Below are 24,141 nucleotides of genomic sequence, written 5' to 3'. Positions count from 1 at the left end.
TTCTGCTTGGGTGACGGACCAGTGGCTGCCGGCCGGCGGCGTATCGGGGGGAACGCGCGCCCCTCATGCAGACCAGGGGAAGGTGCATGAGGTACTTCCGTCTGCTCGTCCTGGGCAACGGCATCTCGGCGTACGGCAGTTACCTGAACATGGTGGCGCTGAACGTCTTCGTCTACGACGCCACCGGCAGCGCGCTCGCCGCCGGCCTCTTCATGGCCGTACGGCTCGGGACCAGTGTCGTCTCCGGCTGGGTGAGCGGGCGGCTCGTCTCGGTGTACGACCGCAAGCGGCTGATGGTCGGCGCCGACCTGTGCCAGGCCACGGCACTGCTGACGCTGCTGCTCGCGCCCGACGGCGTGCGCCCCGGGCTGCTGTACGTCCTGGCCGTGGTCACGGGCGGCTGCTCGACGCTCTCCCAGGTCGCCCTGCGCAGCAGCATCCCCGAGATCGTCGGAGCGGAGCACCGGGTCCGGGCCAACGGCCTGCTGGTGACCGGACGTTCGCTCGCCATGATCGCCGGTTTCGCCTCGGCGGGCGTGGTGGTCGCGCAGCTCGGCTACTCCGCCGCGTTCGCCCTGGACGCCGCGACGTTCCTGATCTCCGCGACCGTGCTGTTCCTCCTCCCCGTCCGCACCCGGGCGGCCGGGGACCCCGCGGACGGCGGCTCCGGCAAAGCCTCGGGGGCCGCGCGCCGGACAGCCCGGATGCTGCTGGGCACGGCCCCGCTGCTGATGGCGATGATCGCGATCCGCGCGGTGGACGGCCTCGGCTCCTCCTCCCACAACGTCGCCCTGCCCCTCTACTCCAGCAGCCTGGATCCCGATCACCCGGCCACCTTCATCAGCCAGTTCTGGGCCACCTGGGCCATCGGCAACATCGTCGCCCAGCAGGTGATCGGCCGGGTCACCGCCAAGACCGGGCGGACCCCGGGGGAGCGGGCGTTCGCGCTCGGCGCCTGTGTGATGTCCGCCGGCTTCATCGTGGTCTTCTGCGGACTGCCGACCCTGCCCGCCGTCATCGCCGCGCTCGTCGCCGGAGCCGCCGACGGCTTCACCGAGACCGTCTACGTGTCGCGGCTGCAGGCCGCACCCGACGACCAGCGCGGCCGGCTCTTCGGCCTGTCCGCCTCGGCCGAGAACACCGGTTTTGGCCTCGGCATGCTCGTGAGCGGCGCACTCCTGGAACGCTTCTCGCCGCTGCAGGTGGTGGCCGCCTTCCACGGCCTCGCGATCGCCCTGTGCACGGCCCTGCTCCTGCTGCTGGTCGCCCGGGGCAGACCCGGCCCGCCGTCCCTGGAGGAACCGGCCGGTGACCGGCCCGCGGTGACGAAGGGACGCGGCTGATGACCACCAGCGATCCGGACCCGCGGATGGCCGTCATCGGCATGGCCTTCCGGCTGCCCGGCGCCGACACGCCCGAGGACTTCTGGCGGATCATCCGGGACGGCACGGACTGCATCACCCGCTTCACCGACGAGGAACTGGCCGCCGCCGGGATCCCCGCCGAGGAGTACGGGGCCGAGGACTTCGTCGGCGCCTCCGGGATCCTCGACGACCTCGCCGGCTTCGACGCCCGGCACTTCGCCATGAGCCCCCACGAGGCCCGGCTCACCGACCCGCAGCAGCGCATGTTCCTCGAATGCGCCCAGCACGCCCTGGAGAACGCCGGCTATCCAGGGGAACGGAACGGCACCCGCGTCGGCGTCTACGCCAGCACCGGATACCACCTGTACACCCTGCAGAGCTACCTGCTGAACAACGTCCTGCCCAGCCTGCCCCCGACCGACTGGACGTCGGGCATGCAGACGATCATCGGCAACTTCGCCGACTTCACGGCCACCCGTGTCGCCTACCGGCTGGGCCTGACCGGCCCCGCCGTCAACATCCAGACAGGCTGCTCCAGTTCCCTGGTCGGCGTGCAGGCGGCCGCGCAGTCGCTGCTCCTGGGCGACTGCGACATCGCCCTCGTCGGCGCCACCGCCGTCCACGTCCCGCAGGTCCTGGGCTACCGCCACGTCAAGGGCTCCATCCTGTCCAGGTCCGGCCGGGTGCGCGCCTTCGACGCCGGTGCCGACGGCACCGTGGGAGGCACCGGCGTGCTGGCCGTCGTACTGAAGCGGCTGGCCCGGGCCGTCGCCGACGGCGACACCGTGCACGGCGTCATCCGCGGCTGGGGCATCGGCAACGACGGCGCCGCGAAGACGGCGTTCAGCGCCCCCAGCGCCGAGGGCCAGCGCACCGCCATCCGGCAGGCCCTGCGACGCGCCGGCGTCGGCGCCGAGACCATCGGCTACCTGGAGACCCACGGCACCGGCACCCTCAAGGGCGACCCGATCGAGTTCGACGGGGCGGCCGGGGCCTACCGGGAGGACACCGACCGCGAGGGCTACTGCGCCCTCGGCTCGACCAAGGCCAACCTCGGCCACCTCGACGCCGCCTCCGGACTGGCCGGCCTCGTCAAGACCCTGCTGGTCCTGCACCACGGCGTGATCCCGCCGATGGCGAACTTCACCGAACCCAACCCCCACCTCGACCTCGACCGCAGCCCCTTCTACATCCCCCGCACCGCCCGGCCCTGGCCCGGGAGCGACCTGCCGCGCCGGGCGGGCCTGACCTCGCTCGGTGTCGGCGGCACCAACGTCCACCTGATCCTGGAACAGGCCCCCGAACCGGCTCCCAGGAGCGGCGCGGCCTCCCCGCCGGACGTCCTGCTGGTCTCGGGAAGCACCCCGCAGGCCCTCGCCGACAACGCCCGCGCCTTCCGCGACCGGTTGCGCCGGCCGCCCGCACCGCACCCGGCCGACCTGGTCACCACGGCCGCCCTCGGCCGCGCGCACGGCCCCCACCGCCTCGCCGCCCGCGGCTCCACCCCGGCGGCCCTCGCCGACGCCCTCGACACCTGGCTCGCCGGAACCGCCCAGACGGCGGTGACCACGGGGACGGCACCGGGGGAGGGCGCCGCGCGGGTGGCGTTCCAGTTCACCGGCCAGGGCAGCCAGTACCCCGCCATGGCGGCCGGCGTCTACGCGCGTTTCCCCGCCGTGCGCGAAGTCCTCGACGCGTGCGAGCAGTACCACCGCGACCTCACCGGCGTCTCGTTGCACGCGGAGCTGACCACGGAGCACGCGGCGGGGGAGGGGCACCTCGGGGACACGGACACCGCGCAGCCCGCGCTGTTCGCCCTGCAGTGCGCCCTCGTCCGGCTCTGGCGCGACACCGGCGTCGCACCGTACGCCGTGACCGGGCACAGCGTCGGCGAGTACGCCGCGCTCCACGCGGCGGGAGCCCTGTCCCTCCGGGACGGCCTGCGCCTCACCACCGAACGCGGCCGGCTGATGCGGCGGCGCTGCGCCCCGGGCGCGATGGTGGCCGCGCCGATCGACAGGGCCACCGCGCTCGCCCTGGCCACCGAGGTGCCCGGGCTGGAGCCCGCCGTGTCGAACGGGGAGCGCGCCCAGGTGCTCGCCGGACCGGCCGAGGCCGTCGACCGGGCATGCGCCCTGCTGGACGGGCGCGGCACACCGGGGCACCGGCTGCCGGTGACCCGCGCCTTCCACACCGCCCTGATGGAACCCGTGTTGGAGGAGTTCCGGAAGGTCCTCGACGACGTGGAGTTCCGGCCCGTCGGGATCCCGTTCGTCAGCACCCTCGACGGAGCGGTCCGCCCGCCCGGCTGGATCCCGGACACGGACCACTTCCTCCGGCACGCCCGCGAGCCCGTCCGTTACGACGAGGCGCTGCGCGGCATCGGCGCACAGCGGCCCCACGTCCTGCTCGAGATCGGGCCGCACAGCACCCTCAGCGGACTGGCCCGCCGGGCACTGCCCGACGTACCGGCGGTGCCGTCGCTGCGGCGCGGCACCGGACTCGGCACCCTCTGGGGCGCCGCCGCGGCACTGCACTGCGCGGGAGCGGACCTCGACTGGGAGCCGCTCCTGGCCGGCAGCGGGGGCCGGCGCGTCCCGCTGCCCGGATACCGATTCCAGCACCGACAGCACTGGACCGGGCCCGAGCCGACGGTCCTCGGCACGGCACCATCAGCGAGAAAGGGAACCGCAGTGGTTCAGCGAGAGGCAGCGGCCGCACGGGTACTGCACAGCATCGTCGAGTCGACCGCCCGGCACCTCGGCGGAGACCCGTCGGCGATCGACGGCGACGCGAACTTCTTCGATCTCGGCGCCGACTCGCTGCAGATGATCAGCGTGCTGCGGGAGCTGGAGCAGCAGCACGAGGTCAGGGTGACGATGCGACAGCTTCTGGAGGAGACCGGCACGCCGCGGCGGCTCGCGGAGTTCATCGTGGCCCGCTTGCCGGGGACGACGGCCGGTACGACGGCCGACACGGCGACCGGGACGACGGCGGCGACCGGGACGACGGCCGGGGCGGCGTCGGCCGAGCCGGCGGGAGTCGCCGAGCATGCGGAACTGGCTGATGCGGCGGGACCGGCCGAGCCTGCGGAGCCCGTTGTGCCCATGGCCGCCGCACCCGCACCGGCTTTCCCACCCCGGTCGGCTCCCGAGCCCGCGCCCGCCTCCCCTGTCTCCGACCCCGCGCCCGTGCCTGCCCCCGCTGCCCCCGTCCCCGCGTACGCGACCCGCGAGGAGCTGGAGGATCTCGCCCGCAAGATTCAGCAGATATCCCAGATACAGCTGCAGATGATGTCCCAGCTCTCCCAACTGCTCGCGCTCCAGACCGCCTCGGTGACGGACCGGCTCAACGGCACGGTCGTCAAGTGAGCGCGCTGAACGGCATCTCCGCCGCACTCGACCAGGACCTGGCGGCGATGGCCGAACTCTCGCGGCGCATCGCCGACCAGCTGGGCACGGCCGCCGCCGAGGCCCCGGAGCCGCCGCGCGTCCACGGCCCCCGCGTGTCCGTCACGAGGACCTCCGGCATGGTGCGGGAGGCCTCCCCCCACACCCAGCAGGCACACCTCGCCGACCTCGTCCGCCGCTACACCGCGAAGACCCCGACCTCCAAGCGGATCGCCCAGCGCTACCGCCGCGTCCTGGCCGACAGCCGTGCCGTCGTGGGCTTCCGCAGCGGCACCAAGGAGATGCTGTACCCGATCGCCGGCCGCCGGGCGAGCGGGGCACGGCTCCAGGACGTCGACGGCAACGAGTACGTCGACATCACGATGGGCTTCGGCGTCCTCCTCTTCGGCCACGAGCCGGACTTCGTCACCGATGCCGTGCGCGCACACCTCTCCCGCGGCATCCAGCTCGGCCCCCGCGCCGTCGAGACCGGCGAGGCGGCGGAACTCCTCGCCGAACTCACCGGGCTGGAGCGCGTGGCCTTCGCCAACTCCGGCACCGAGGCCAACTCCGCGGCGATCCGCCTCGCCCGCGCCGCCACCGGCCGCGACAAGATCGTCACGTTCCTCGGCGCCTACCACGGCCACGCCGACAACGTCCTCGGCCGCGCCGCCACCTCCGGCACCGACGCCGACGGGATCACCGTGCCCGTCTCCCGGGGCGTCCCGCAGGCCGCCGTCGCCGATCTGCTGGTCCTCGACTACGGCAGCGACACCGCCCTGGAGGCGATCGCCCGCGACGCCGGCGACATCGCGGCGGTCGTCGTGGAGCCGGTGCAGAGCAGACACCCGTCGCTGCAGCCGGTCGAGTTCGTCCGCAGACTGCGCGAACTCACCCGCCGCCACGGCATCGTCCTGCTCTTCGACGAAATGCTGACCGGCTTCCGCCCCGCCCCACGCGGCGCGCAGGAGCTGTACGGCGTCACACCCGACCTCGCCACCTACGGCAAGCTCCTCGGCGGCGGCTTCCCCATCGGCGCGATCGCGGGCCGCGCCGACATCATGGACGGCGTCGACGGCGGCTACTGGTCCTACGGCGACGACAGCTACCCGCCCGCCGACACCACCTTCTTCGGCGGCACGTACATCCAGCACCCGGTGTCGATGGTCGCGGCCCGTGCCGTCCTCGCCCACCTCAAGGAGCACAGCCCCGGCCTCCAGGAGCGGCTCAACGCGCGCACGGCCGAACTGGCGGCGACGCTCAACGGCTTCTTCGAGGCCGAGGAGTACCCGCTGCGGATGAGCCACTTCGGCTCCCAGTTCCGCTTCGAGCACCGCGCCGACATGGAGCTCCTCTACCACCACCTGATGCTGCGCGGCGTGCACGTCTGGGAGTGGCGCAACTTCTTCCTGTCCACCGCCCACTCGGACGGCGACATCGAGTTCGTGGCGGACGCCGTACGGGACTCGCTGCGCGAGCTGCGGTCGGCGGGCTTCTTCCCGGGCGGACCGTTGGTGACGCCGAAGGCCGTGCCACCAAAGCCGGACCCGCAGTTGGAGTCGGAACCGAAACCCGAGCCGGAACCGAAACCCGAACCGAAACCCGAACCGGAACCGAAACCCGAACCGAAACCCGAACCGGAACCGAAACCCGCACCGGAACCGGAACCCGAACCGAAGCCGGAGCCGCAGCCACAAGCGGCCCCCGAACCAGTCGCTTCCGTGGCCGCCATGCCCTGGAACGCCGCCGCGACGATCACCGCGCCCCGCCGCGCCCCGGCGAAGGACGCCGCACCCCGCCCCGCTCCCGCGCGACAAGCCTCCCCCCGCACCCCCGACTTCAGCGTCTACTTCTTCGGCGACTACCCCCAGGACGCGTCCTCGCCGCCCCACGGCCAGTACGAACTCCTCGTCGAGACCGCCCGGTTCGCCGACCGGCACGGCTTTCACGCGCTCTGGATGCCCGAGCGCCACTTCCACTCCTTCGGCGGGCTCTTCCCCAACCCGGCGGTTCTGGCCGCCGCGCTGTCCCGGGAGACCGAGCGCATCCGCCTCAACGCCGGCTCCGTCGTCCTGCCGCTCCACGACCCGATCCGGGTCGCCGAGGAGTGGTCGATGGTCGACAACCTCTCGGGCGGCCGCGTCGGCATCGGCGTCGCCGCCGGCTGGAACTCCAAGGACTTCGCCTTCTTCCCCGACCGTTTCGGCCGGCACAAGGAGCTGATGTACGAACAGCTCGAAGAGGTACGGACGTTATGGCGCGGTGCCGCCCTGCGCCGCACCACCGGCGACGGCGAGGCCGACCTGCGGCTCTTCCCACGCCCGGTGCAGGACACCCCGCCCCTGTACACCGCGGTCGTCGGCAACCCCGCCTCGTACGAACTGGCCGCCCGCCACGACCTGGGCGTCGTCACCAACCTGATGACCCAGAGCGTCGAACAGCTCGGCGAGAACATCGCCCGCTACCGCCGCACCCGGGCCCGGCACGGACTGGACCCGGACGCCGGCCGGGTGGCCGTCCTGCTGCACACCTTCCTCGCGGACGACCACGACACCGCGCGCACCGAGGCCTACGAGCCCCTGTCCCGCTACATGCGCGCGTCGCTGTCCCTGTTCAGCGGCGTCACCGGCAGCCTCGGGCGCAGCGTCGACCTGGCCGCGCTGAGCGAGGACGACCTGGAGGCCCTGTTCCGCCGCGCCTACGGCCGCTACTGCGACCAGCGCGCCCTGATCGGCACGGCGGACAGCGTCCGCCCGGTGGTCGACGCGGTGACCGCGGCAGGAGCCGACGAGATCGTGGCCCTCGTGGACTTCGGTGTCGCGGCGGACCGACTGCGCGCGGGCCTGCCGCGCCTGGACGCCCTGCGCCGGCACTACGACCGGCGGGCCACCGCCCCCTCGGCACCCCCGCGCCCCGCGCCCGTCCGGCCGGCCCCCGCCGACGCCCCCTTGTCACCCGGCCAGGAACGCGTCTGGTTCCTGGAACGCCTCCTGCCGGGACGTACCGCCTACAACGAGATCAAGGCGATCCGTCTCGACGGCCCCCTCGACGTCCCCGCCCTGCGCGCGGCACTGCGCGGTCTCGTCGCCCGGCACGAGGGCCTGCGCACGGTCTTCCGGGAGAGGGGAGGAGAACCCCGGCAGGTGGTCCGGGCGTCCGCCGAGCCGGACTTCGAGGTCGTGGACGCCGCCGCCGCTCCCGGCACCGCGCTGCGGGACGTCCTGTCCGCCGAGAGCGGCCGCCGCTTCGACCTGGCGGACGGCCCGCTGTTCGTCACCCGGCTGGTCCGGACGGCCGAGGCGGAGCACGTCCTCGTCCTGTCCCTGCACCACATCGTCGTCGACGCGGCCTCCGCCACCGTCCTCGCCCGCGACCTGTCCGCCCTCTACCGGGCCGAACGCGACGGCACCCCCCACGCCCTGCCCGCCCTCACCTGGAGCTACGCCGATCACGCCCGGGAGCTGGCGGCGTCCGCGCGCAGCCGGGAGGCCGAGGAGGACCTGGCGTACTGGCGCACCGCCCTCGGCGGCGAACTGCCCGTCCTCGCCCTGCCCACCGACCGGCCCCGCCCGGCGACGATGACGTCGAACGGCCGGGCCGTCTTCCACACCCTCGACCCGGAACTCTCCCGGCGGCTGCGCGAGATGAGCCGCACCCGCCGCAGCACCCTCTTCATGACGCTGCTCGCCGGCTACGCGGCGATGCTCCACCGCGTCACCGGGCAGACGGACCTCGTCGTCGGCACCCCGATCTCGGACCGGCCCGAACGGGCCGAGCACCTGCTCGGCTTCTTCGTGAACACCCTCGCGCTCCGCCTCGACCTGTCCGGCGACCCCGCGTTCGGCACCCTCCTGGACCGGGTGCGCACGGTCGCCCTCGACGCGTACGACCACGCGCGCGTGCCCTTCGAGAGGGTGGTGCGCGAACTCGCCCCGGCCAGGGCGGTCGACCGGACACCCGTGTTCCAGACGTTCGCCGAGTTCCAGCGAGCCGAACCGTTCCGCTTCGACCTGCCCGGCATCGAGGCCACCCCGCTGGACGCGGGCCCGGACAAGGCCCTGACGGACCTCACCGTCTACTTCACCGACCAGCCGCACGGCATCCGCTGCCATCTGGAGTACAACACCGACCTGTTCGACCGGCCCACCGTCGACCGTTTCTTCGCCACCTTCCGGGACCTGCTCACGGCAGCGGTCGACGACCCCGGGGCACCCCTGTCCCGGCTCGCTCCGCCGGCCCCCGACACCGCCGCCGACGGCGATCCCGTGCCGAAGTCATGGCAACACGGCCCGTCCCGCCCGCCCGCGGACACCACCGTCCACGCCCTCGTCGCCCGGCGGGCCGCCGCGCAGCCGCACAGCACGGCGGTGATCAGCGGCGACACCCGACTGACCTACCGCGAACTCGACGACCGGGCCGAGCGGTTGGCCTCCGCCCTGGGGGAACGACACGCCACGGGCGCCGACGGGACGGTGGCGCTGTGGCTGCCCCGCTCCGCCGACCTCGTGGTCGCCATGCTCGCCGTGCTCAGGACGGGCCGCGCCTACGTCCCGCTCGACCCGTCACTCGGCCGGGCGCGCGCCGAGCAGATCATCGCCGAGTGCGGCGCCGGCACCCTGGTGTCGACGCGCGAGGAGGCCGCGGCCCTGAGACTGCCCGGCCACGTGACCGTCGTACCGCCGGACGCGACAGCGCGGGGCGGCCGAGCCGGCGAGTCCGCCCCCGGCGGCCAGACGCCGTGCTGCGTCCTGTACACCTCGGGCAGCACCGGCACCCCCAAGGGCGTCGTGGTGCCGCACCGCGCGGTCGTCGACCTGTGCGAGTGGCAGCACCGGCGCTTCGCCTTCACCCCGGCCGACCGCAGCGCCGTGGTGTGCAGCCAGAGCTTCGACGCCTCCCTCCTGGAGATCTGGCCGGCGCTGACGGCGGGCGCGTCGGTCACGATCGCCGACGAGGACCGGCGCAGGGACCCGCTCGCCCTGGCCCGCTGGTACGCCGAGCAGGGCGTCACCTTCTCGATCCTCCCCACCGCCCTCGGCGAGCAACTGCTGCGTCTTCCCCCGGCCGAGCAGCCGCCGCTGCGCCACCTGCTGCTCGGCGGCGACGTGCTGCGCACCCGGCCGCGGCCCGAGGCGCCGTACGAGACGGTGAACGTGTACGGGCCCACCGAGGTCACCGTGCTGTGCACCACCGAGACCGTCTCCCCGCAGGGCCAGGACCCCGGCCGGTCCATCGCGATCGGGCGGCCGGCCGGCAACGTGACGCTGAGCGTCCTCGACGCCGCGGGCAGCCCGGTGCCCGTCGGCGCGGTGGGGGAGCTGTACGTCGGCGGAGCCGGCGTCGCCCTCGGCTATCTGCACCGTCCCCGGCTGACCGAGGAGCGCTTCCTGCCGGACCCGGACGGCGCCCCGGACGCCCGCAGGTACCGCACCGGCGACCTGGTCCGCTGGCGGGCCGACGGCGCACTTGAGTTCTGCGGCCGGGCCGACGACCAGGTGAAGATCCGGGGCTTCCGGGTCGAGCCGGAGGAGGTCTCCCGCGTCCTGGCCACCCTGGACGGTGTGCGCGCGGCGGCCGTCCTGGCCCGCCGCGACAACCGGGGCGAGGCCTACCTGGCCGCCTACGCCGTCCCCGCCGATCCGATCGGCGCGGGGGCCGACGACCGGCAGGCGTTCGCCGACCTCCTGGCCGAGGAACTGGCGGCGCGCCTGCCGGAGTACCTGGTGCCGCGCGCCTGGCGGGTCCTGCCCGCCCTGCCCGTGACGGGCAACGGCAAACTCGACCGGTCCGCCCTTCCGGCACCCGACCTCGTCACCACCGCACCGAGCCACCGGCCGGCCCCCACCACCACCGGCGAGCCGGCGGCCGGCCACCGGAGGGACGTCGAGCGGCGCGTACGGGAGCTCTGGGCGGACGAGTTCGGCACGGACCCCGACGCCCTCACGGCCGACGCCTCGTTCTTCGACCTGGGCGGCCACTCGATCACCGCGATGCGGCTGGTCAACCAGGTCCGGGAGGAGTTCGGCACCGACTATCCGATGCTGAGCTTCTACCAGGAGCCGACCCTGCGGGCCATGACGGCCCGACTGGCCCGGACAGCCGAGGAGACGGCGCCCGAGCCGGACGCCCTCCCCGGCACCGTCGAGCACCGGGCACCCGCCACCGCCCAGCAGGCGCGCTTCGCCACGGTGCACGCCGACCACCTGCTGCCGCAGGTCTTCAACGTCGCCCTGCGCATCACCCTCACCGGAACCCTGGACGTCCCGGCCCTGCGCACCGCCCTGACCCGACTGGTCGAGCGGCACGAGGGACTGCGCACCCGCCTGACCCGCGGCGGAGACGGCTGGGAGCAACAGGTCCTGAAGCCCGGCCCGGTGCACCTGCCGCTCGACGACCTCACCTCACGGCCCGCGCAGGAGCGCCAGGCCGCCCTGGACGAGGCGAGCACCGAGGCCGCCGAGACACCGATCGACCCCACCCGGGGCACGCCGATGACCGTGCGCCTCCTGCGCACCGGCGACACCACCTGGGTCCTGCTCCTCGTCCTGCACCACTCCGCCTGTGACGGATGGTCCGTCAGCCTGCTGCTGAAGGAACTCGCCGCGCTCTACGGCGCCGCCCGGCGGGGCGAGCCGCCCACTCTGCCGGCCGTACTGTGCCAGCCGGTGGCGTACGCGCGATGGCAGCGGGAGCAGGCCGACGAGGCCGCCGACGAAGGCAAGCTGCGGTTCTGGCTGCGCGCACTGGACGGAGTGCCGTTCACTGTGGGCCTGCCCCTGGACCGGCCCAGGCCCGAGAAGCCGAGCGGCCGGGGCGGGGCCGTGACCTTCGCCGTGCCGGCCGGCGTGCGGTCCGCCGTCGAACGCCTCGCGCGGCAGCGGGGCACGACGCCGTTCGCCGTCACGGCGGCGGCCCTGGGCCGGATGCTCGCGCAGAAGTCCGGGCAGGCCGACGTCGTGTTCAACATCTCCTACGCCAACCGGGAGCGCCGCGCTTTCGAATCCCTGCTGGCCTGCACGATCACCGGCTTCGCCCTGCCGGTACGGGACGGAGCCGCCGGTTCCTTCACCGCGCTGACGGACCGGGTCGCCCGCACGGCGGTGGAGTGCATGGACCAGGCCATGCCGGTGCGGCTGATCGCCCCGGCACTGCGGGAGCACACGGGCGCCGACGTGCCGGAGCGGCTGGACGTCGGCTTCGCCTACCAGAACTCCCTGGACGCGGAAGTCGAACTCCCCGGCCTCACCACGGCCGTGGAGGACCTCGCCCCCGCCGCGTCCCGCACGGAGCTCACCTTCGGCCTCGTCCCGGCCGGGGACGAACTGCGGGGCTTCGTCGAGTACTCGGCCGACCTGTGGGACCGCAGCACGATCGAGGCCTGGACCCGTGACTACGTCGCGCTCCTGCGTGAGGAGACCGCCCGGGCACTCGGAGACTGACGGCGCCCGCCCGGAGGTGCGCCCACGGCGGCGCACCTCCACCCCCGCATGCCCACCTCATTGACAGGTCCGTACCAACGCGCAACGCTGAGAGCGCTCTCAGAACGCCCTGTACCGGCCCTCGTCGATCGGAGGCAGAGCATGTTACGGACCCTCAGACGCCAGGCAAGAGCAGTGGGGCTGTCCCTCGCCACGGCGCTCACCGGCGCACTGCTCACGGCCGGAGCGAGCACACCGGCCCAAGCCGCGGTCCCGGCGACGATCCCCCTGAAGATCACCAACAACTCGGCCCGCAACGAGCCGGTGTACCTCTACAACCTCGGCACGGAACTGTCCACCGGACGCCAGGGCTGGGCCGACGCGAACGGCACCTTCCACCCCTGGCCCGCCGGCGGAAACCCCCCGACCCCCGCCCCCGACGCCTCCATCCCCGGCCCGGCGGCCGGACAGTCGATCACCATCCGCATGCCGAAGTTCTCCGGCCGCGTGTACTTCTCCTACGGACAGAAACTCGTCTTCCGGCTCACCACCGGAGGCCTGGTCCAGCCCGCCGTACAGAACCCCACCGACCCCAACCGGAACATCCTGTTCAACTGGTCGGAGTACACACTCAACGACTCCGGCCTGTGGATCAACAGCACACAGGTCGACCTGTTCTCCGCCCCCTACGCGGTCGGGGTGCAGCGCGCCGACGGCACCACCGCGAGCACCGGCCGGCTCAGGCCCGGCGGCTACAACGGCTTCTTCAACGCCCTGCGGGGACAGCCCGGAGGCTGGGCGAACCTGATCCAGACCCGCCCCGACGGCACCGTCCTGCGCGCCCTGTCACCGCTGTACGGCGTGGAGACCGGCGCCCTGCCGGCCACCGTCATGGACGACTACATCAACCGCGTCTGGCAGAAGTACACCACCTCCACCCTGACGGTCACCCCGTTCGCCGACCAGCCGGGCACCAAGTACTACGGCCGGGTCACCGGCGGCGTCATGCACTTCACCAACGGCTCCGGCGCCACCGTCACCAGCTTCCAGAAGCCGGACGCCTCCTCCGTGTTCGGCTGCCACCGCAGGCTCGACGCACCGAACGACCAGGTACGCGGCCCGATCTCGCGCACCCTGTGCGCCGGATTCAACCGCTCCACGCTCCTGGTCAACCCCCACCAGCCGGACACCACCGCCGACGCCTTCTACCGGGACGGCGTCACCAACCACTACGCCCGCAAGATCCACGCGCAGATGGCCGACGGGAAGGCGTACGCGTTCGCCTTCGACGACGTCGGCCACCACGAGTCCCTGGTGCACGACGGCAACCCGCGCCAGGCCTACCTCACCCTCGACCCCCTCAACTGACCGGGCCACGAGGTGAAGGCGGCCCGCGGCCCCGGCGCGAGGCGCTGGAGCGACGGGCCGCCGGCCGCCGGGAAAGCGGTGTCGCTCGCCCGGCTCACGACTCGGCACCTGCGCGTTCCCACCCCGCCGACCGCTCTCCCGGGGCGGCCTCCCAGGGCGCGGGACCGGTGCCGTCCGTCCAGGTCCAAAGGGCCTCCCGGTCCACGCACACGATCCCGCACTGGTCGGCGTACTCCACCGCCGGCGCGGTGAAGTCGCTCGTGGTGACCAGCACGGCGACATCGGCCTCATGGACCGTGAAGCAGGTGCCGCCGAAACGCTGGAGGTCCTGGGAGCCGACCCGGTGGGAGTCGCCGTAGTGCTTGCACTGGACGACGACCCGCCGCCCGTCGGGGGCCACGGCGACGACATCGGCGCCCAGATCCCCGGCACCTCCCACCACTTCGACGCCGGAACAGCCGTCGCGTTCGCAGAGCGCGGCGACCGCCTCCTCGAACTCCTCGGCCGTCAGGGCGTCGTAGTCCACCGAGACGTCGACGACGGCCGGGTGCTGACGGGGAATCGCGGGTGCCGACAACTCGCCGGCCGCCTCTCGCGCCGCTGCGTCGAGCGCCGCCGCGGCCCGGCGGGCCGCTCGCGCCAGGTGCCACCGTCGCCCGAGGCCCGCGAAGCCCGCGACAGCCACGACGACCAGGACGAAGACCCAGGCGGGACGCCGCTCGACGGCACCTGCCACCACGCGGGCGACGAGGCCGACGACGCTCACGACCACGGCGAGAAAGACGAAGAACAGGGCGGTCGCGCGAAGGTCGAACCGGCGCCGACGCCTCGCAGGCGGTGCGGGACGCGCAGGTGCGGTCACGGCATGCCCCCTCTCATGGGACCGACGGGAAGATCACTCCCGACGTCTGCCCAAGATCGCCACCTTCATCGTCATCGCCGCCCTCCCTTCGCCCCCGGAGAACAACACCTGCTCGCCGGCGGCCGGGCCTCGGGGCGGACGGCGCCGGCACGGCGGACGCGAGGAGCGCCAGTTTTCCGGCGTCGTCGGTGCCCGGGTCCGGATGGAAGAGGACCAGCGTCTGGCCTGCCGCGCCGCCGATGCCCAGCAGCTCCCGGTTCAGCCGCAGGCGACCGACCCGGGGGTGGTCGATGTCCTTGGGCGCGCCTTCGCACACCTCTATGTCGTGGCGGGCCCACAACCTGCTGAAGTGGTCACTGGCGAGGGAGAGTTCACCGACGAGTGCGACGAACCGGGGGTCGTCCGTCTCGGTGCCGACGGACCGGCGGAAGCCGGCGACCATGCCCTCGGCGGCCTTCTCCCAGTCCGGGTGGAGGGCCTGCTCGGCGGGGTCGAGGAAGAGGTCCCGCAGCCGGTTGCCTCCCGGCGCGAGGCGCGGTGACAGAGCGGTCGCCAAGGCGTTGGCGGCCAGTACGTCGAAGTAGCGGCCCTCGACGACCGCGGGCAGCGGGAGCGTGGCGACGAGCGTGGCGATGCCCTCGGGTACGGTCTCGTTCCGAGACCTCGGCGTCGGGCGGCGGGGCCGGCCGGCGCCGAGGCGCAGCAGGTGTGCCGTCGCGTCGTCGTCCAGTTGCAGCGCCCGGGCGAGGGACTCGAGGACCTGGACGGAGGGGTTGCGGTCGCGGCCCTGCTCCAGGCGCAGGTAGTAGTCGGCGCTGATGCCGGCGAGCATCGCGACCTCCTCCCGCCGCAGGCCCGGCACCCGCCTGGCCCCCACCACCGGGATACCGACCTGTTCCGGTGTGACGAGCTCACGACGGGCGCGCACGTAATCGCCCAGAAGGTTGGGTCCGCCGGTCATTTCCTCACCCTAAGTCGCGCGGCCCGGCGCGTACCTGGCCCTGTCACCCCCAGGATCACAAAGGCCCTGGCTCCGCCGGAGGGCGGGCGGCAAGCCTGGTCGGCGACCTGCCGAGCGGACCCGGACCGCCCGGCGACTCGTCCCGTGCGGACGCGGCGCGGAGTACCACGAGGAGCGACACCATGACGACATATCTGCTGGTGCACGGTGCCTGGCACAGCCCCGAATGCTGGGAGCGGGTGGTCCCGTTGCTGGCCTCGGCCGGCCACCGGGTGTTCACACCGTCGCTGACCGGCTACGGCGACAAGGCCCATCTGCTCGGCCGCGAGGTGGGACTCGACACGCACGTCGACGACATCGTCGATCTGATCGCCGCGGAAGACCTCACCGAGGTGGTCCTCGTGGGACACAGCTACGCCGGGCTGGTCGTCTCCTCCGCGGCCAACCGTGTCCCCGACCGGATCGCGCGCCTGGTCTACCTCGACGCGATGGTCCCGGAGGACGGCGAGAGCGCGGCCGATGTCATGCCCGTGACCCAGGTCCTGATCGACCTCGCCGAGAAGTCCGAGAGCGGCTGGCGGGTCCCTCCCCTCCCCGAACTGCCGCCCCCCTCAGGGCTGTTCGGCGTCACCGACCCGGCGGACACCGCCTGGCTGCGCTCGATCCTGTCGGACCACCCGGTGCGCTGCCTCCGACAACCGGCCCGGCTGGACAACCCGGCCGTGCGCACGATCCCGCGGACACACATCCACTGCGTCGTCGGCATGCCCGAGGGCTTCACCCACCGCCCCGTCCCCGAGATCCAGCCCAACGGCACCCCGGCGCAGGTCTGGGAGTTGCCGACCGGCCACGACTGCATGATCACCATGCCGTCCGGACTCGCCGCGCTGCTGCTGAAGCTCGGCTGACCGGCGGCGCCCGTCCTCGGCTCCGCCGCAGCGCACCCCGCGCCACGGACGTCGCACGAGCCGAGCGCCTGCCCCGCTGTCGCCTGCCGGCCGCCTGGCATGATCGACGCGTGACCAGTGAACCTGGGCGGCCGGGCCGCATGAAGTACGTTCTGTTCGATGTCGACGGCACGTTGATCGACGCGGTGCGGAACCAGCGCCGCGTCTGGGAGACCTGGGCCGTGCGGTACGGGCTGGATGCGGACGAGGTCTACCGGGTGGCCCTGCGGACACGGCCGGTGGAGACGTTCGCCCAGGTCGCCGCCGACCGTGATCCGAGCGAGTGCCTGGCCCTGCTGCACGAGCTGGAGGACGAGGACGTCCGGTCCGGCGTCTACGGGGCTTTCCACGGCGCGTCGGAGCTGCTGCACGGTCTGCCGCCCGGGTCCTGGGCGCTGGTGACCTCGAACTACGAGCACCGGGTGCGCGGCCGTTTCGCGCGAACGGGCCTGCCCGTGCCGGACGTGATCGTGGACGCGGCCGCCGTGGACGAGGGCAAGCCCTCTCCCGCCCCCTACCTGCGGGCCGCCGCACGGCTGGGCGCCCGGCCGGCGGACTGCCTGGTCATAGAGGACGCCCCGTCCGGAGTGCGGTCGGGGCTGGGAGCCGGGATGACGGTGTGGGGCGTGAACACCACCGCCCCGGTGGAAGGCGTGCACCGCCACTTCGCCAGTCTGCGCGAGGCAGTCCCGCACATCCTGGCCTGGACGTCCGGGCCACAGGGGAATGCCGCAGCCTGAACCCGTCCATGCGACCGACCACCAGGCGGCGTTGACGACGAGAGTCGTGACGGGGCCGCGGCCGGCAGGGACCGCTCGCTGTCGACCGGGGCGGCTACCGCGGTGGCTGCGACGGCGCGGCGGGCAGCCGAACCGTGACGAGGAGACCGCCGGCCGGACGGGGGACGAGGCCGAGGGTCCCGCCGTGCGCGCGGACGACGCTGTGCACGATGGCCAGGCCCAGGCCGACGCCGGCGTGCTCGTCGGCGCGCACGCGTTCCGTTCCGCGCTGGAAGGGTTCGATGAGGGTCGGTACCAGTTCCGCCGGCACGGGACGGCCCGTGTTCTCCACCCGCAGCACGCTCACGCCGCCCCGCGCCTCGGTGTGGACCGTCACGGTGCCGCCGGCCGGGAGATTGTGGACGACGGCGTTCTGGACGAGGTTCGTCACCATCCGCAGCAGCAGCTCGGCGGAGCCGCTCGTCCGGGCCGCCCCACCGGTGACATCGAGCCTGACCCCGCGCTGTTCCGCCTGGTGCAGCAGAGTCTCGGCGGCCTCCTCCGCGACCAGGGACAGGTCGACGCTCGCACGGTCGAAGCTCCCGCTGTCGGTGCGGCTCAGCAGCAGGAGGGCCTCGGTGAGGTCGATGGCGCGCGTGTTGACGGCCTTCAGGCGTTCGAGGAGCTCAGCCCGGTCCCGCGTGGGGTCCTCGCGGGCGACGTCGAGGAGCGTCCGCGAGATCGCCAGCGGGGTGCGCAGCTCGTGGGAGGCGTTCGCGGCGAACCTCTGCTGCTCGGCGACATGGGACTCGAGCTGTTCGAGCATCGAGTCGAACGCGTCGGAGAGCTCGCGGAATTCGTCCTGGCGGCCCTTCATACGGACCCGGTGGGACAGCGACCCGTTCCCCGCCAGCCGCGCCGCATCCGTGATCTGCGTGAGGGGCGCGAGCATCCGCCCGGCGAGGATCCATCCCCCGACGAGGCCGAACACGAGCAGGAAGAGCATCGCCAGGGCCGCGGCCGGGGCGAACGTGCGCACCAGCAGGTAGCGGTTGGGCGAGACGCCGAGCAGGCCCTGGGAGTTGTCGGGAACGTAACGCAGCAGGAACCCCCACACCACCGCCAGCAGGAGCGCGCCGGCGACGGCGAGGAACCCGGCGTAGCTGAGGGTGAGTTTCAGCCGGACGCTGAGCCCCGGGCGTCTACGCATGCGCACTGCCCGGCCCGATGGCGCCGGGTCCGGAATCGATGCGGTAGCCGACACCCGGCACCGTCACGATGATCCACGGTTCGCCGAGCCGTTTGCGCAGCGCGGAGACGGTGATGCGGACGGCGTTGGTGAAGGGATCGGCGTTCTCGTCCCACGCCCGCTCCAGCAGCTCCTCGGCGCTGACGACACCACCTTCGGCGGCGACGAGCACCTCCAGCACGGCGAACTGCTTGCGGGTGAGCGCGACGTAGCGTCCGTCGCGGAAGACCTCCCGGCGGAACGGGTCCAGGCGCAGGCCCGCGATCTCGCGGACCGGGGGGCGGGCGTACGCGCGCCTGCGGTCCAGCGCCCGCAGCCGCAGGACGAGCTCCCGCAGCTCGAACGGCTTGGTGAGGTAGTCGTCGGCGCCGAGCCCGAAGCCCGACGCCTTGTCGTCGATCCGGTCGGCGGCGGTGAGCATGAGGATCGGAATGCCGCTGCCGGAGGCCACGATGCGCCGGGCGACCTCGTCGCCGGAGGGGCCGGGGATGTCGCGGTCGAGGACCGCGAGGTCGTAGGAGTTGACGCTCAGCAGCTCCAGGGCGGAGTCGCCGTCGCCCGCGATGTCCGCGGCCATCGCCTCCAGCCGCAGACCGTCACGGACGGCCTCCGCCAGGTAGGGCTCGTCCTCCACGATCAGTACGCGCATGTCCGAAGCCTAGGCAGCACCACATATCGCCGACGTATGCGTGACGGGACATCGCCGACGTATGCAGTGACGGACGGCGCCCGCCCCAGGGGTGCCTCAGCCCGCCGGTGCCGGCGAGGGGCGCGGCCGGTCCGACGGCGTTCGTGCCGTGGCGCGCCACCAGCGGCGCGACGCCAGCGCCGCCAGTACCGCGCCGGTGGTGTTGACCAGGACGTCGTCCACGGAGGACACCCGGTCCAGTCGCAGGACGAACTGCGCGGTCTCGACCAGGACCGAGCAGCCCGCGCCGAGCGCCAGGATCCGCGGCGGGGACGCCAGCGCCGCGAACCGCATCGGCGCGAAGAACCCCAGCGCCGCGAAGACCAGCAGATTGCCGACGATGCCGAGCGGCCCCATCGTGACCAGGTCCCGCAGCGGCACCAGACTCACCCGCGCGGGCACGGAGCCGGCCCCGGCGCCCGGCATCATGGTCAGCCACAGGAACGGCACCGTCCCGTGGACCATGCCCACCTCGGCCACCGAAATCCGCCACGCCCACGAGACGCCGGCGGCCCGCCGACGGCGCGCCAGAGCCCACACCACCAGCACGGCCAACGGCAGCGCGACCAACGTCATGAGCACCACCCCGTTGAACGTGTCGAGACAGCCGTGCCACCGCCCGGCCACGCACATCGGAGCGGACATCATCAGAGGCCGCCGCAGGGCGAACACGGCACCAGCCACCCCGAGGACCGCCAGAGCGGGCAACACGATCCCGCGGGTACGGCGGGGCGATGCGGACAAGGATGCGTTGTCGTCCATGCCCCCATGGGAGGCGAAGGGCGGTTGCGGCGGCGTATGCGCTTCCCGATACGCCCGCGATACACCTCCTGATGAGCCGGCCGCTGAGGTGGTGGGCGATGTCGGGACGCAGGGCGCCTCCGCCTGCTAGCAGCGCGCCTCGGTCCAGGGCACGTGCTGGCAGCGCGCGCAGTAGCGGGCCTGCGGCACGATCATCAGCCGCTCGCGCGCGATGGGGCCCCCACACAGTCGGCAGGCGCCGTAGCTGCCTTCGTCCATGCGCCTGAGGGCTGCTTCGACGTCGGCGAGGACCATGCGCGCGGCTGCGGCGAGCTTGACGTGGACCTCGACCTGGGAGGCCGTGTCGTGGCGCGGCACGTCGTCCGTACGGGAGGGAGCCGCGCCGGCGAGCTGCTGGAGCTGCTCCTGGCGGAACAGGCGCTGTTCGGTGAGGTTCTCGCGCAGCGCGGCGAGATCCTCGGCCGACAGACGCGTCGCGGCGCGGTCGACGATGAGCGGGTTGTTCACCACTGCACCCCTTGGGCAGAGCGAGGGAAAGGAACGGCGGGAGTCGGCGTGCCGGTCAGGCGGCGCGGCGCTGGCAGGCAACGCAGTACGGGGTGTAGGGGAGGATCTCCAGGCGCTCCGCGGGGACGGGCTCCGCGCAGCCCAGGCAGGTGCCGTAGGTGCCGTCCTCGACGCGGGTGAACGCGTCGTCGATCTCTTGCAGGACGCGCTCGATGGCGCCGCGCTGCATCGACATCAGATGATCGTCCGCGCTCTGCCCGGTCTCGTCGAGGGCGCGCAGCTGCGTCAGCCGGGTGCTGCGGGCGTGTTCCAGCCGCCGTCGCACATCGGGCGCGGTCATGCGCTCAGGACGGGGGCCGGTGAGGGGTGCGTCGATAGACACGGCACGTCTCCTTCGCTCGTGGTCATGCCTCAACCTGGTCGTCTTCCACCCTGGTCGTCTTCGCCACGGATCCCCATCGGGCGCGGGCCCCATTTGCGGCGGGCCGGGCGATGCAGGCCACCAGGGCGTGGGTAGGCCGCGCCGCGGGAAATGGGGGTTGGGCCCCATCGACCCGGCCTCGCCGGGGCGGGCAGGCTGTGGCCAGGCTCGGCCGACGGCCAGGCGCGGCAGCTCGTCCGGGATGCGTGATGCCCGACCGTCGTGGCGGGCCGCATCTCAGAAGGAGGCGTGACGCCCGGTGTCCCTGTTCTGGCGGATCTTCGCCCTCAACGCCGTCGTCCTGGGCACGGCCACGGCGCTGCTGCTGTGGGCGCCGGTGACCGTGTCGGTGCCGGTGCTGCTGACCGAGGCGATCATCCTGCTGGGCGGTCTGGCGGTGATGCTGGTCGCCAACGCCGCCCTGCTGCGCTGGGGGCTGGCTCCGCTGGACCGGCTGACCAGGCTGATGACCACGGTGGACCTGCTGCGGCCCGGGCAGCGGCTGTCCGCGCACGGCGGCGGGGAAGTCACCGAACTGATCCGCACCTTCAACTCCATGCTGGAGCGGCTGGAGCAGGAACGGGCCGCCAGCAGCGGCCGGGTCCTGCTCGCCCAGGAGGCCGAACGCCGCCGCATCGCCCAGGAACTGCACGACGAGGTCGGGCAGAGCATGACCGCGATCCTGCTGGGACTCAAGCGTGCCGCGGACGACGCCCCCGGGCCGCTGCGCGAGGACCTGCGCGAGGTGCAGGAGATCACCCGGGACAGCCTGGACGAGGTCCGCCGCCTGGTGCGCCGGCTGCGGCCCGGCGTGCTGGACGACCTGGGTTTGGTCAGCGCGCTGACCTCGCTCACCGAGGACTTCGCCACCCACACCGGACTGCAGGTCACCCGCCGCTTCGCCGCCGACCTGCCCGCGCTGGAGCCCGAGACGGAACTGGTCCTCTACCGCGTCGCCCAGGAGTCGCTGACCAACGCCGCCCGCCACGCGGACGCCGAAGGGGTGGTCGTCACCCTGGGCCACAGCGACACCCGCGTGATCCTGGCCGTCACCGACGACGGCTGCGGCATCAAGGCTCCCCGCGAGGGCGCCGGCATCCTCGGCATGCGCGAGCGCGCCCTGCTCGTCGGCGCCACGCTGGACATCACGCCGGCACCCCGCGCCGGTACCCAGGTCAAGCTCACCGTGCCCCTGCCCAGGAAGCAGCCGACCTCATGACCGGGAACATCCGCATCCTTCTGGCAGACGACCACGCCCTGGTACGCCGCGGTGTGCGGCTGATCCTCGACCAGGAACCGGGCCTCCAGGTCGTCGCGGAGGCCGGGGACGGCGCGGAGGCGATCGAGCAGGTCCGCGGCCACGAGGTCGACCTGGCCGTACTGGACATCGCCATGCCCCGCATGACCGGCCTGCAGGCCGCCCGCGAACTGGCCGGGCTCAAGCCGGGCCTGCGCATCCTGATCCTCACCATGCACGACAACGAGCAGTACTTCTTCCAGGCGCTCAAGGCCGGGGCCAGCGGCTATGTGCTGAAGTCCGTCGCCGACCGGGACCTCGTCGCCGCGTGCCGGGCGGCGATGCGCGACGAGCCCTTCCTCTACCCGGGCGCGGTCACCGCGCTGATCCGCAACTACCTCGACCGGGCCCGCCACGGCGAGGAGGCCCCCGACCAGGTCCTCACCCCTCGCGAGGAGGAGGTCCTGAAGCTGGTGGCGGAGGGGCACTCCTCGCAGGCGATCGCCGACCTGCTCTTCATCAGCATCAAGACCGTCCAGCGGCACCGAGCCAACCTGCTCCACAAGCTCGGCCTGCGCGACCGCCTCGAGCTCACCCGGTACGCCATCCGCGTGGGCCTGATCGACCCATGAGCCACCGCCACCACCACCGCCCGGAGCCCCGGCCGCCCACCGCCGTGCCGCGCACCGCCCGGCCGACCACTACCGCGCCGGCCAGCGCTGTGCCGCGCACCGTCCGGCTGCCCACGGCCGGATCGCCTACCGCCCGGCCGGCCACCGCCGTGCCGCGCACCGCCCGGCAGCCCGCCACCGGATCGCCCACCGCCGTGCCGCGCACCGCCCGGCTGTCCGCCACCGGGTCGCCCACCGCCGTGCCGCGCACCGCCCGGCAGCCCGCCACCGGATCGCCCACCGCCGTGCCGCGCACCGCCCGGCTGTCCGCCACCGGTCGCCCACCGCCGTGCCGCGCGCCGCCTGGTTGTCCGCCACCGCCCGCCAGCTGTGCCGCGCGCCGCCCGACCGACCACTACTGCCGCCGGGGCTGTGCCGCGCACCGCCTGGCGACCACTACTGCGCCGCCGGCGGCTGTGCGCGCACCGCCCGGTTGCCACCGCGCCGGCCGGCGTGTGCCGCGCACCGCCCGGTTGTCCGCCACCGGTCGCCCACCGCCGTGCCGCGCACCGCCTGGTTGTCCGCCACCGCGCCGGGCCAGCTTGTGCCGCGCGCCGCCTGGTTGTCCGCCACCGGTCGCCCACCGCCGTGCCGCGCCGCCTGGTTGTCCGCCACTGGTCGCCCACCGCCGTGCCGCGCACCGCCCGGCTGTCCGCCACCGGATCGCCCACCGCCGCGCCGCCCACCGCCGCGCCGCCCACCGCCGTGCCGCGCACCGCCCGGCTGTCCGCCACCGGATCGCCCACCGCCGCGCCGCCCACCGCCCGGCCGCCCCTGAAGGTCCTCGGGGCCACCGTCGGGGCCACCCTCCGCGCCCGGCCGGCGGCTGCGGTCGCCGTCTGGGCAGCAGTACTGCTGGCCCTCCTCACCGGTGCGGCCCCGGCCGGTCCGCTGCTCGCCCCGGCCGGTCCGCTGCTCGCCCCGGCCGGTCCGCTGCCCGCCCCCGCCGGTCCGCTGCTCGCCCCCGCCGGCACAGCATCCGCCGACGCGCCCGGCGCAAGCCCCGGCACCGGCCGGCATGCCGACGACGGCTGCGCCACGCCCTGCGCCCTCCATGCCGACGGCGGCTGCGCCACGCCCTGCGCCCTCCATGCCGACGGCGGCTGCGCCACGCCCTGCGCCCTCCATGCCGACGGCGGCTGCGCCACGCCCTGCGCCCTCCATGCCGACGGCGGCTGCGCCACGCCCTGCGCCCTCCATGCCGACGGCGGCTGCGCCACGCCCTGCGCCCTCCATGCCGACGGCGGCTGCGCCACGCCCTGCGCCCTCCATGCCGACGGCGGCTGCGCCACGCCCTGCGCCCTCCATGCCGACGGCGGCTGCGCCACGCCCTGCGCCCTCCATGCCGACGGCGGCTGCGCCACGCCCTGCGCCCTTCAGCCGGCGGCCCGGCACGAGTCGCACGGCGAACGCACACCCCCACACGGGCCGTTCGCCACCCTCGCCGACGACGCGGTCACCGCCCCGCGCCGCCCCGCCCGGCCGACGGCACCCCCGTCACCGGCGGCCTTCCCCACGGACCCCGCCCCGGCCGACCGCGGCCGCGCGCCGCCCACGCCCACCGGCACCTGACCCCAC

Annotated in this window: 17 protein-coding genes; 9 read left to right on the top strand and 8 right to left on the bottom strand. The window is 73.8% G+C overall.

Translation table 11 applies throughout. The annotated features are described in order from the left end of the window. Positions 1 to 86 precede the first annotated feature (86 nt). The 4 genes from C1703_RS00250 (at position 87) to C1703_RS00235 (ending at position 13,539) form a co-directional block, all read left to right on the top strand. Positions 87 to 1,343 (top strand): MFS transporter, encoded by a 1,257-nt coding sequence (locus C1703_RS00250; protein WP_114249941.1) that lies wholly within the window; start codon positions 87 to 89, stop codon positions 1,341 to 1,343. Then, positions 1,343 to 4,735, top strand: a complete 3,393-nt coding sequence (locus C1703_RS00245; RefSeq protein WP_114249940.1) for a type I polyketide synthase — start codon at positions 1,343 to 1,345, stop codon at positions 4,733 to 4,735. The genes C1703_RS00250 and C1703_RS00245 overlap by 1 nt, the downstream gene beginning before the upstream one ends. Then, positions 4,732 to 12,192: a non-ribosomal peptide synthetase gene (locus tag C1703_RS00240; protein ID WP_232840362.1), complete on the top strand. Its 7,461-nt coding sequence runs from the start codon at positions 4,732 to 4,734 to the stop codon at positions 12,190 to 12,192. Before C1703_RS00245 ends, C1703_RS00240 begins: the two co-directional genes overlap by 4 nt. Before the next feature lie 141 nt (positions 12,193 to 12,333). After that, entirely contained in the window at positions 12,334 to 13,539 is a 1,206-nt protein-coding gene (locus tag C1703_RS00235) for a glycoside hydrolase family 64 protein (protein WP_114249939.1), read from the top strand. Between the two features lie 94 nt (positions 13,540 to 13,633). Here the strand turns inward: C1703_RS00235 and C1703_RS00230 are convergent, their stop codons facing one another. Further along, positions 13,634 to 14,401, bottom strand: coding sequence for a restriction endonuclease (locus tag C1703_RS00230; protein ID WP_114249938.1), 768 nt, complete (start codon positions 14,399 to 14,401; stop codon positions 13,634 to 13,636). A gap of 13 nt (positions 14,402 to 14,414) precedes the next feature. Further along, entirely contained in the window at positions 14,415 to 15,362 is a 948-nt protein-coding gene (locus tag C1703_RS00225; RefSeq protein WP_114249937.1) for a helix-turn-helix transcriptional regulator, read from the bottom strand. Positions 15,363 to 15,544: 182 nt separating this feature from the next. Here C1703_RS00225 and C1703_RS00220 point away from each other — a divergent pair, with 182 nt between their 5' ends. Both C1703_RS00220 and C1703_RS00215 read left to right on the top strand, forming a co-directional pair. Next, positions 15,545 to 16,270, top strand: a complete 726-nt coding sequence (locus tag C1703_RS00220) for an alpha/beta fold hydrolase (RefSeq protein ID WP_114249936.1) — start codon at positions 15,545 to 15,547, stop codon at positions 16,268 to 16,270. Positions 16,271 to 16,380: 110 nt separating this feature from the next. Next, a complete protein-coding gene (locus C1703_RS00215) occupies positions 16,381 to 17,049 on the top strand; it encodes an HAD-IA family hydrolase (protein ID WP_198678042.1) in 669 nt (222 codons plus the stop codon). A gap of 94 nt (positions 17,050 to 17,143) precedes the next feature. Here C1703_RS00215 and C1703_RS00210 read toward each other — a convergent pair whose 3' ends face one another. The 5 genes from C1703_RS00210 to C1703_RS00190 all read right to left on the bottom strand — a co-directional run bounded on the left by C1703_RS00210 (position 17,144) and on the right by C1703_RS00190 (position 20,616). Further along, positions 17,144 to 18,238, bottom strand: a complete 1,095-nt coding sequence (locus C1703_RS00210; protein WP_114257213.1) for a HAMP domain-containing sensor histidine kinase — start codon at positions 18,236 to 18,238, stop codon at positions 17,144 to 17,146. Beyond that, positions 18,231 to 18,926, bottom strand: coding sequence for a response regulator transcription factor (locus C1703_RS00205; protein ID WP_114249934.1), 696 nt, complete (start codon positions 18,924 to 18,926; stop codon positions 18,231 to 18,233). Before C1703_RS00205 ends, C1703_RS00210 begins: the two co-directional genes overlap by 8 nt. Before the next feature lie 96 nt (positions 18,927 to 19,022). Further along, positions 19,023 to 19,727, bottom strand: a complete 705-nt coding sequence (locus C1703_RS00200; RefSeq protein ID WP_114249933.1) for a VanZ family protein — start codon at positions 19,725 to 19,727, stop codon at positions 19,023 to 19,025. Between the two features lie 126 nt (positions 19,728 to 19,853). Further along, a complete protein-coding gene (locus tag C1703_RS00195) occupies positions 19,854 to 20,237 on the bottom strand; it encodes a TraR/DksA C4-type zinc finger protein (RefSeq protein ID WP_114249932.1) in 384 nt (127 codons plus the stop codon). Between the two features lie 52 nt (positions 20,238 to 20,289). Continuing rightward, positions 20,290 to 20,616 carry a TraR/DksA C4-type zinc finger protein gene (locus C1703_RS00190; protein ID WP_114249931.1) on the bottom strand — a complete coding sequence of 109 codons (327 nt, stop codon included), beginning with the start codon at positions 20,614 to 20,616 and terminating at the stop codon, positions 20,290 to 20,292. 298 nt (positions 20,617 to 20,914) lie between these two features. Here C1703_RS00190 and C1703_RS00185 point away from each other — a divergent pair, with 298 nt between their 5' ends. Further along, positions 20,915 to 21,874 (top strand): sensor histidine kinase, encoded by a 960-nt coding sequence (locus tag C1703_RS00185; RefSeq protein ID WP_114249930.1) that lies wholly within the window; start codon positions 20,915 to 20,917, stop codon positions 21,872 to 21,874. Beyond that, on the top strand, positions 21,871 to 22,524 hold the full coding sequence (locus tag C1703_RS00180; protein WP_114249929.1) for a response regulator transcription factor: 654 nt from the start codon (positions 21,871 to 21,873) through the stop codon (positions 22,522 to 22,524). Before C1703_RS00185 ends, C1703_RS00180 begins: the two co-directional genes overlap by 4 nt. Here the strand turns inward: C1703_RS00180 and C1703_RS00175 are convergent. Continuing rightward, on the bottom strand, positions 22,484 to 22,837 hold the full coding sequence (locus C1703_RS00175; protein ID WP_114249928.1) for a hypothetical protein: 354 nt from the start codon (positions 22,835 to 22,837) through the stop codon (positions 22,484 to 22,486). The two genes, C1703_RS00180 and C1703_RS00175, sit on opposite strands and share 41 nt — an antisense overlap. A 314-nt stretch (positions 22,838 to 23,151) precedes the next feature. On the opposite strand from C1703_RS00175, the gene C1703_RS00170 reads away from it, so the two are divergent. Further along, positions 23,152 to 24,135, top strand: a complete 984-nt coding sequence (locus C1703_RS00170; protein WP_157993066.1) for a hypothetical protein — start codon at positions 23,152 to 23,154, stop codon at positions 24,133 to 24,135. The last annotated feature ends 6 nt before the right edge of the window (positions 24,136 to 24,141 follow it).

The organism is Streptomyces sp. Go-475, from assembly GCF_003330845.1.
Lineage (GTDB): Bacteria > Actinomycetota > Actinomycetes > Streptomycetales > Streptomycetaceae > Streptomyces.
The sequence above is the reverse complement of the archived record's forward strand: the minus strand, read 5'-3'. Positions and strand labels throughout refer to the sequence as shown.